We start from the raw sequence: 8,446 nt of genomic DNA, 5'->3' as shown, positions 1-8,446 counted from the left end.
TGGAAGATAAATTATCGATCATTGCCAAAAATAGTTCTCCAAATGCTTCGCCCGTACAGTGGTCAGTTGTTAGTAGGGGCGAAGCATTTGGAAGATAAATTATCGATCATTGCCAAAAATAGTTCTCCAAATGCTTCGCCCGTACAGTGGTCAGTGGTTGAAAATTTTTACCTATTTTATATAACTAAGTATAAATTCAGCGATCGCTAAATCTTGAGGAGTCGTAATTTTCAAATTAGTCTCTTCCCCAGGAACTATTCTCACTTCAATACCGCATTTTTCAAACAAAGCCGCATCATCAGTCACTTCCCAACCTTGACGGACACCTTCAGCATGGCACTGTTTTAACAATTTGACATCGAACCCTTGGGGGGTTTGAGCCGCCCAAAGCTGTTTACGCTCTGGTGTGCTTTTAATTATATTATTGTCGTCAACGACTTTAATTGTATCTTTAACAGGTACAGCCGCAATTAAACCAGAACAATGCAAAATTGCCTCAGAACAAGCATTAAATAACTCTGGTGTTGCCAAACAACGAGCGCCATCATGAATTAAAACTTGTCCTGCATTAGTTGGCAATGCCTGTAAACCATTATAAACTGACTCTTGACGGGTAGAACCACCAGGAATAAATACTATTGTTTTTTTCAGCTTTAAGTCAGCGATAATAGACTTGAAGTCATCCCAATCTGGAGGTTGAGAAACAATTCCGATCCAACTAATAGAACTTGCAGCTTCTGCGGCTAACAAAGTCCAAGCAATCAAGGGTTTTGAACGTACCTGTAATAAAAGTTTATTACGATCAGCACCCATTCTTTTGCCACTTCCGGCTGCGGGAATTAGTAAATGCACAACTTTTCCTTAATCTTTAATTAAATAAATTCAAAATACCCATCGTTGAAAATAACTTCATCAGCAAAATTAAAGGACTCCTTGACTCCTAATTCTCAATACCTATATTCTCCTAAAATATAAAACAATAACCGTTAATAAATATTATGCGTGTAGTAGCCCTGGTCCCTGGTTCAATTGATAACCAAATTCTTTTTTTTGCCACTCTTGATGATCTGAAGCGTTATTATCCCGACGCGCAGATAGATGTGATTGTAGAACCCCAGTCAAAGGCCGCTTACCGAGTCAGCAAGTCAGTTCATGATGTATTAACCTTTGATTACAAAGATCGTAATAGTTTAGCTGATTGGGGTAACTTAGTTGGTATGATCCGTGATCGTGAGTATGATGTCGCTATTATTGTCGGACAAAGTTGGTGGGTAGGTTTGTTAATGTGGTTGACGGGAATTCCCACACGCATTGGCTACCAAGGAGAAGGTGCGGTTTTTCTCACTAACCCTATTCCGCCCAATTTATCCGAGTATGTGGCAAAAATGTACCATAATTTACTCAAACCTTTGAAAATTAATACTCCTTGTCCAGCATTATCAGTAAATGTGCCTAAAGTAGATATTGAATGGGCGCAAGCAGAACAAAAACGCTTAGGAGTGAATGAAACAGGTTTTATTCTCATCAATGCTGGTGAAGGTAGCCTAGATACAACTTATCCCGTAGAAAATTGGCAGCAGATTATTGCAGCTTGTCAACAAAAACAGCCAGATTTACCTGTTGTTGTCATTAAAGAAGCAAATAATGAGCCTTTAGTCAGATCGCTTTTAGAACATTGTCACAATATTAAAGTTACTTCTCCCGATGATATTGGTAAGTTAACTGCCATAATTGCCGGTGCTAGTTTAATGGTATCTGTAGAAAATAGCTTCTTGCAATTAAGTATAGCAGTAGAAACATATACAATTACTTTGTTAGATTCTATAGATTCAGAAAAATTATTACCTATAAGCGAGAAAGTATTAGCTATTACTTCATCAACTGGGAAAATAGCAGATATCTTACCCCAAATAGTGTTAGAAAAAATTTGGGGAGGCTGAGTATTAATTTTAGATTTTGGATTTTAGATTGAAAAAAAATATCCAATCTAAAATCATAAATTCCATTGTTCACGAATTAGTTTTTTCAATCATTTCAAAGAAAGCATCATCTAATTCATAACCCAGAATTTGCGCTAAAGATTTGAGTCGAGATGGACTAGCAATATCTTGTTTGTGCAACCAATCACTTAAAATAAAGATTTTGTGCATCAGAAATATTTCTAAAGCTTCGGGGTTATACTGGATACCTTCTTTAGAACTAAACTGATGAGGTACTAACATAGCTGCATACCGAGCTAGTTCTCCTGCTTTCCAGTCTAGTAAAAATGGCAACCAAGGATACTTGGCATCAAGACGCACAAACCACAGTCTGACTTCGGGAATTTCCGATAGTTCCCGTGGATCATTTGCTTCCCGCTCAAACTGAATTTCCAGACGCAGTTGCTGTTCATGGGTAGAAATGCTTCCCTGTTGCAGCAATGGTTCAATCACCGTTAAGGCAGGTGACACATCTAAACTATAAATAGAGTTGTTGTTGAGGGTGATTGTGATTGTCATGAACTGATAGCTACTTACTCAACAGTGTTGAGAATCTACAGTAGCAGCTTTTTTACCTCTTTAGGTAGACATTTAGCCGAATTTTAAGATAAAGTTGTTATGAGTTTGTTTTAGATTAAGAAAATGATCAGTTAGCAAACAGCCAAAATTTTCCTCGAATTTTGCCTAAGCAAGTTCTATCATGAGGATATTTTGAATTGATTTATCCCCAATTCCTAGAATTTACAACCTGAAATATGTACAAGCAAGGGATTTATCCTAAACCTATTTGTTCTTTACAAGATGCTTTGGATAGGTGTCAAATGTTAGGGATGCGTATCAGTCGTCAACGGCGCTTTGTTTTGGAATTGCTTTGGCAAGCAAAGGAACACCTTTCTGCTAGGGAGATTTATGATCGACTGAATCAAGAAGGTAAGGAAATTGGCCATACTTCGGTATATCAAAATCTAGAAGCTTTATCTAGCCAAAATATTATAGAGTGTATTGAACATGGGGAAGGGCGATTATATGGCAATAATAGTAATTCCCATAGTCATGTTAACTGTATAGATACAAATCAAATTTTAGATGTGCATATAGAATTACCTGAAGATTTGTTACGTCAAGTGGAAGCACAAACAGGGATGAAGATTTCTGAATATACTATTAACTTTTATGGTTATCGTGACAAAGTAAGTGATTAGGAATTAAAAATTTAAACTAGCCTAAAAAATCAGGAATCAACTTTCTTGTAAAAATGAGCGATCGCCTTGTACAATTTTTATTAATTGACCCAGATCCAATTTTCCGTTTAGGACTCAAGATAACACTGGAAGCTATTCCTAATTTACAAGTAGTAGCAGATGTTGCTACAGATACTGCCGCTTTACAGGTTTTAGCGGAAATACTAACTGGAAATTCTCGGCAAATTAAATTAATTATTTTAGAATTAGATAATGAGCAAATAGGGTTAAAATTCTGTAAACAACTCAAAGCTTTATATCCCCATATACCTATATTACTTTTAAGTTCAAAATCTCAACCAGAAATGCTCATTGCTGCCAAAGAAATCGGGATAAATGGCTATTGTCCTAAAGGGATATCAATTTCTCAATTAGTCCCCATTATTCAAGAAGTAGCTAATGGTGGTGATTACTGGTTTGCAGATTCAGTAATTGTTAATTCTCCCTTCCCATTTGCTAAGTTGCGAAATAACTTACAAAATTCGGGAATTAATAACATTGATCAAGCCCTTGATAAAGTTACAGAACAATTAAAATTGCCGGGAATAACTCTATTAAATAAAGCAATTTTAGCAGGACAACGACGCGAACTTTTAGCGGCTCGGTGGGTTGTTAATCACTTATTGACAGCAGAGAAGGAAAGACAAAGACTATCACAAGAAAACCAATTACCGTCCTTAGATATTTTTCCCAATCAGACTATTATTAAATCAGATCTACGACCATTTATAAACGTACCACCGATAGTTAGTTCTCAACAACTGCAATCTGAATTATTGACTTTAGGTTTAAATAAACTCAAATTTCCTTTAGATAATCTTACTAATACACCTTTAGAAATTGATATTCTTCGAGAAAATAAAAAGCGAGAGTTACTTTATATTATTCTTCAGCAATTTTTTAAGCAGTTGGAAGAAATCCGGGCTTTTAATTTTGATAAGAATCAGCTATTTAATTTACAAAGCCAGATTTTACTGGACTTATGGCAATTTACTATTACGGAGTTTTTTGGAAATTATTCCCGAATTATTTTAGATAAACAAGAAATAAATTTGGTTAAATTTTTATTAGATAAAACCACAGATTCGCAAACAGAAATTATCAATAAAGTTCCATTTCTATTTGAGTTATTGACTTATGTACTATTATTAACAGATTTATGTATTGATAACGTTTCTTATCCAGCAGGAACGCAAGAATCTCAATCTCAAGCATTATCAATTTTAGAAAATTTATTGATTCACATAGCTAATGCTGTAATTCAACCATTACTAAATAATTTAGCAGACGAGGAAAGTATTAAACAAAATTTTTATCATTGGCACATGATTTCCACCAGAGAAATTGAGAAATTTAGAAATAACTTATCTTGGAAATATCAATTACATCAATATATAACTGAAGCGCAAACAATTTTTGAAAGTCGCTATGAATTATTTATTTTTGCCCCTCGGGGAATTTCTAAAATATCAATTTATGCTCCTCGAAATCAAGAATTAGCTCAACTTTCTGGAATTCCTTTAGGGGTAACATTAATACTAGAATTTCGGGATGCTATTTCTCCCCGCATACAATCATTAGTAGGCTTTTTAGGAACTGGAATTGTTTTTGTTCTCACTCAAGTAATTGGCCGAGGTTTAGGTTTAGTTGGGAGGGGAATTTTACAGGGAATTGGTAGTGTTTCTTTAACGGAAAAGGGACAACGGAAGAATAAGTAATTGGTAATTGGTAATTGGTAATTGGTAATTGGTAATTGGTAATTGGTCATTGGTAATTGGTCATTGGTAATTGGTAATTGGTAATTGGTCATTGGTAATTGGTAATTGGTAATTGGTCATTGGTAATTGGATTAAAAGCCTTTTCATTAATTACGAATAATATACATCGGGAAGTGCTGTACTATAAATTCCAATCACGACGATAATTGAAAAAACCTAATAACAACTCTTGTAAAGCACGGTTTTTATTAATTCTGTGTCTATTCCATTCTCTCGCTGTTTCCATGATAATTTCGGAATAACTGGGATAAATAGGTGATAATTTTGCTAAATGCTGAATTTTAATATTTTGTGATATTGCTAAACTAATTAAATTAATTAATTCTCCTGCTGCTATTCCTAAAATAGAACATCCTAGAATTTTTCCATTTTCCAAAACTACTAATTTACAAATACCTGTAATTTCTCCTTGTATTTGTGGGGCTGTAGCTGTTTTGAAATATTGCTTAAAAACTAAAATTTGCTTTTGAGAATATCGGTTTCGCGCTTGTTTTTCTGTTAAACCAACTTGTGCCACTTTAGGTTGAGAATATATTCCCCAAGGAACAGATTCATAATTAACTTTTAGTCTGGGAAAAAATAAAGCATTTTCTATGGCAATATTAGCTTCATAATTACCAATATTCTGAATATCATAACCACCTAATATATCACCACAGGCATAAATTCGCTGGTTGGTAGTTTGTAATTTTTCATTGACAACCAAGCGGTGTTGATGCAATTTTACTCCTACGGCTGGTAAATTCAGATATTCTAGGTTTGGTTGCTGTCCAATTCCAATAAAAATTTCGTCGGTTTCAATGGCTTGATTTCCGGCTTGTACCCATTTTTTATTGTCTATATGTCGGATTTGGGTGACTTGGGTTTGTGTTAAAACCCGCACACCATCAACTTCTAATTGTGCTGTTAATAATTGGGCTATTTCTAAATCAAGATTAGGCAGAATTTGAGAATTTTTAACTATTAATGTAACTTGACAACCGAATCTGGCTAAAAATTGAGCAATTTCTATACCTTGAGGAACACCACCAATAATTACCCAATTTTCGGGTAATGTTGTTGTTTCTAAAGATTGCCAAATATTAGCTAAAGTCAGATATTTAATAGTATCTAATCCTGAAATATTGGGAATTAAGGGACGAGAACCATTAGCGAGTAAATAGGTGCGACTATATAACTGTCTTTCATTAACTGTAAAACTTAATTGAGGAGAAGATTGAAATTGACCATTACCAACAATAATATCAACACCTTGGGCAGCTAAGTTAGAAAGAGAATTTATTTGATTCAGATTTTTAGCAACGGCATTTGCATAAAACAATCCTTTTTTTAAATTTAAAAATTCTGGATTTAAGTGAATATTTTTGTCAAAAATTCCTAGATTTGCTAAATTATAAGATTGCTGAGTAATTTGACTAATTTCACTAAGTATGTATTGATAACTTGAATTATAGTGATCAGAAAAATCCGCGCTCACAATCAAAGCAACTTTAGCGTGTAACTGAGTGGCACTTAAAGCAGCTTTGTATGCAGCAATACTGCCACCAATAATAACGATATCGTAATCAATATTGGGCATGGGGCATGGGGCATTGGGCATTGGGCATTGGGCATTGGGCAGTTGTTCGTTGTTCGTTGTTCGTTGTTCGTTGTTCGTTGTCACCCATTAAGTTTTATTCTTCCTTCTTCCTTCTTCCTCCTGATAGCGAAGCGTGGCGTTAGCCATACTCCTGACTCCTGACTCCTGACTCCTTCTTATAAGTGCTGTTAATAGGCGTTGGTTATCAGACTGGGTACGGACTGCGACGCGAAAAAAGCGATCGCCTAATTCCTTAAAGCTTAAACAATCACGAATTAAAATCTGGTGTTGCTGAAGTAGTTGCTGTTGTAGCTGGGAAGTAGATTGTTGAGATTCTACCAATAAGTAGTTAACAGTGCCTTCGAGCGGGGTTAAACCGGGAATTGAAGCTACACCTTGAAATAGTTGGTTTCTCGCCTCTGGTAGCCATTTCCAGGTGAGATTTTGGAATTCTGTATCTTGGAGGGCGGCGATCGCTGCGGCTGCTGCTAAAGTATTTACAGGCCAAGGATCTCGCCATAATTTCCATTTTGCCAAACGGTCGGGGTGAGCGATCGCATATCCTAATCTTAGCCCTGGTAAACTGTAAAATTTGGTGAGCGATCGTAAAATCACCAAATTCTCGTATTCCTGCACCAACCCAATTAAACTTTGTTCAGCTTCCGGTGGCAAAAAATCCATAAACGCTTCATCTATCACCACCAAAGCAAACTTTTCCAAATACGGTAAAACAGACTCCCGTGAAAATAACTTTCCCGTGGGATTATGGGGATTATTCAGCAGTAACCCAAAATCTGAAGTCTCAAGTCCGAAATCTGGCAATAGAGAAATATTCCCCTGACCTATGCCTAAATCCACAGGAAACTCCAGAACTTTAGCGTTATTAGCCGCAAGAGTGCGGTAATAGTCACCAAACGCTGGAGTTAGTAACACTGTTGCTGCTAATTGTCCCAATTCTCTACCCACCAGAGTTAATAATTCTGCTGAACCATTACCTGGCAAAATCCACTCAGTAGGTATTTGATGAAAATGACTCAGAGCAAGTCTCAATTCACCATACTCTGGGTCAGGATAATTCCTCAGATTGCCCAGTTGGGACACAATTGCAGCAATAACGCTGTTTGGTGGTCCCAACGGGCTGATACTGGCGGAAAAATCCACAATAGCATCAGGGGAACAGCCAGCCAGTGCTGCTGCCCAAGCTAAATTTCCCCCGTGTGCTTGTTGTGGCATCAAAAATATCTTTCCTCTAGAAGAACTTACTCTTTTGGCTCTTTTGGGGGTGCTACTCTTTCTCTAAACAGTTTCCCAGCGGAGAAAGCGGGAACTCTGGTAGCGGGAATGTCCATTTTTTCGTTGGTTTTGGGGTTGCGCCCTTCACGGGCTTTGCGTTCCCGTGATTCAAAAGAACCAAATCCTACCAATGTTACCTTATCACCGGAAGAAACCGCTTCCACAATGGTTTCGATGGCAGCACTCAAAACAGCATCAGCCTGTTTCTTGGTAACACTAGCCTTTTCTGCTACCGCATCAACTAATTCGCCCTTGTTCATATCAAACTCCTAAAGTTTTGCTAGAGATTATTTCAAGATGCACCATGACTGCATCTTTACGTAAATTTCCGTTTGTAGAAATACAAAAATCGTTCCTTGAGAGTATTTACACTCAAAATCGCTACAAATACGATTGATTCGACTTTTCAATGAATCATTCTAAAGCGTTGTCGCCCTAAGTGGATAGATGAAACTATTAATTTATATAGATTTCAGGATTTTTTTTGTTTTTTTACCTCTTTACTGTATTCAAAGTACCCTATTTTTAGGAATGAATACTTAGTGGTCAGTGGTCAGTAGGGGCGAAGCATTTGGA

9 protein-coding genes are annotated in these 8,446 nt (G+C 36.4%); 4 read left to right on the top strand and 5 right to left on the bottom strand.

The window, feature by feature from the left end:
* Positions 1 to 210, top strand: a 210-nt coding sequence (locus tag FJR06_RS22210) for a hypothetical protein (RefSeq protein WP_168652285.1), incomplete at its 5' end; no start/stop codon positions are given.
* Here the strand turns inward: FJR06_RS22210 and ispD are convergent.
* Positions 172 to 852, bottom strand: a complete 681-nt coding sequence (gene ispD / locus FJR06_RS22205) for a 2-C-methyl-D-erythritol 4-phosphate cytidylyltransferase (RefSeq protein WP_015083112.1) — start codon at positions 850 to 852, stop codon at positions 172 to 174. The two genes, FJR06_RS22210 and ispD, sit on opposite strands and share 39 nt — an antisense overlap.
* Positions 853 to 998: 146 nt before the next feature.
* Between ispD and FJR06_RS22200 the strand changes: the two genes are divergently transcribed.
* The gene (locus FJR06_RS22200; protein WP_168652286.1) at positions 999 to 1,940 is read left to right on the top strand and encodes a glycosyltransferase family 9 protein; all 942 of its coding nucleotides are present in this window, start codon (positions 999 to 1,001) and stop codon (positions 1,938 to 1,940) included.
* Positions 1,941 to 2,009: 69 nt separating this feature from the next.
* On the opposite strand, the gene FJR06_RS22195 is transcribed toward FJR06_RS22200, so the two are convergent.
* Entirely contained in the window at positions 2,010 to 2,498 is a 489-nt protein-coding gene (locus tag FJR06_RS22195; protein ID WP_015083114.1) for a CRR6 family NdhI maturation factor, read from the bottom strand.
* A gap of 236 nt (positions 2,499 to 2,734) precedes the next feature.
* On the opposite strand from FJR06_RS22195, the gene FJR06_RS22190 reads away from it, so the two are divergent.
* Together FJR06_RS22190 and FJR06_RS22185 are read left to right on the top strand one after the other, a co-directional pair.
* Positions 2,735 to 3,181 (top strand): Fur family transcriptional regulator, encoded by a 447-nt coding sequence (locus FJR06_RS22190; RefSeq protein WP_015083115.1) that lies wholly within the window; start codon positions 2,735 to 2,737, stop codon positions 3,179 to 3,181.
* Positions 3,182 to 3,234: 53 nt separating this feature from the next.
* Positions 3,235 to 4,938, top strand: coding sequence for a DUF3685 domain-containing protein (locus FJR06_RS22185; protein ID WP_015083116.1), 1,704 nt, complete (start codon positions 3,235 to 3,237; stop codon positions 4,936 to 4,938).
* Positions 4,939 to 5,119: 181 nt separating this feature from the next.
* Here the strand turns inward: FJR06_RS22185 and FJR06_RS22180 are convergent, their stop codons facing one another.
* The 3 genes from FJR06_RS22180 to FJR06_RS22170 all read right to left on the bottom strand — a co-directional run bounded on the left by FJR06_RS22180 (position 5,120) and on the right by FJR06_RS22170 (position 8,130).
* Complete coding sequence (locus FJR06_RS22180; protein WP_015083117.1) at positions 5,120 to 6,577, bottom strand: NAD(P)/FAD-dependent oxidoreductase; 1,458 nt, start codon at positions 6,575 to 6,577, stop codon at positions 5,120 to 5,122.
* A gap of 87 nt (positions 6,578 to 6,664) precedes the next feature.
* Complete coding sequence (cobD, locus tag FJR06_RS22175; protein WP_168632851.1) at positions 6,665 to 7,810, bottom strand: threonine-phosphate decarboxylase CobD; 1,146 nt, start codon at positions 7,808 to 7,810, stop codon at positions 6,665 to 6,667.
* A 26-nt stretch (positions 7,811 to 7,836) separates the two neighbouring features.
* Positions 7,837 to 8,130: an HU family DNA-binding protein gene (locus FJR06_RS22170; protein WP_015083119.1), complete on the bottom strand. Its 294-nt coding sequence runs from the start codon at positions 8,128 to 8,130 to the stop codon at positions 7,837 to 7,839.
* Positions 8,131 to 8,446 lie beyond the last annotated feature (316 nt).

This window comes from Dolichospermum sp. UHCC 0352, from assembly GCF_009711925.1.
In the GTDB taxonomy this organism is placed as follows: Bacteria; Cyanobacteriota; Cyanobacteriia; order Cyanobacteriales; family Nostocaceae; genus Dolichospermum; species Dolichospermum lemmermannii.
The sequence above is the reverse complement of the archived record's forward strand: the minus strand, read 5'-3'. Positions and strand labels throughout refer to the sequence as shown.

What these genes read in the sequence shown, in the direction of transcription:
- FJR06_RS22185 (WP_015083116.1), top strand. Translation starts at nt 3,235, where the DNA reads ATGAGCGATCGCCTTGTACAATTTTTATTAATTGACCCAGATCCAATT.
- FJR06_RS22190 (WP_015083115.1), top strand. Translation starts at nt 2,735, where the DNA reads ATGTACAAGCAAGGGATTTATCCTAAACCTATTTGTTCTTTACAAGAT.
- FJR06_RS22170 (WP_015083119.1), bottom strand. Translation starts at nt 8,130, where the DNA reads ATGAACAAGGGCGAATTAGTTGATGCGGTAGCAGAAAAGGCTAGTGTT.
- FJR06_RS22180 (WP_015083117.1), bottom strand. Translation starts at nt 6,577, where the DNA reads ATGCCCAATATTGATTACGATATCGTTATTATTGGTGGCAGTATTGCT.
- FJR06_RS22195 (WP_015083114.1), bottom strand. Translation starts at nt 2,498, where the DNA reads ATGACAATCACAATCACCCTCAACAACAACTCTATTTATAGTTTAGAT.
- cobD (WP_168632851.1), bottom strand. Translation starts at nt 7,810, where the DNA reads ATGCCACAACAAGCACACGGGGGAAATTTAGCTTGGGCAGCAGCACTG.
- FJR06_RS22200 (WP_168652286.1), top strand. Translation starts at nt 999, where the DNA reads ATGCGTGTAGTAGCCCTGGTCCCTGGTTCAATTGATAACCAAATTCTT.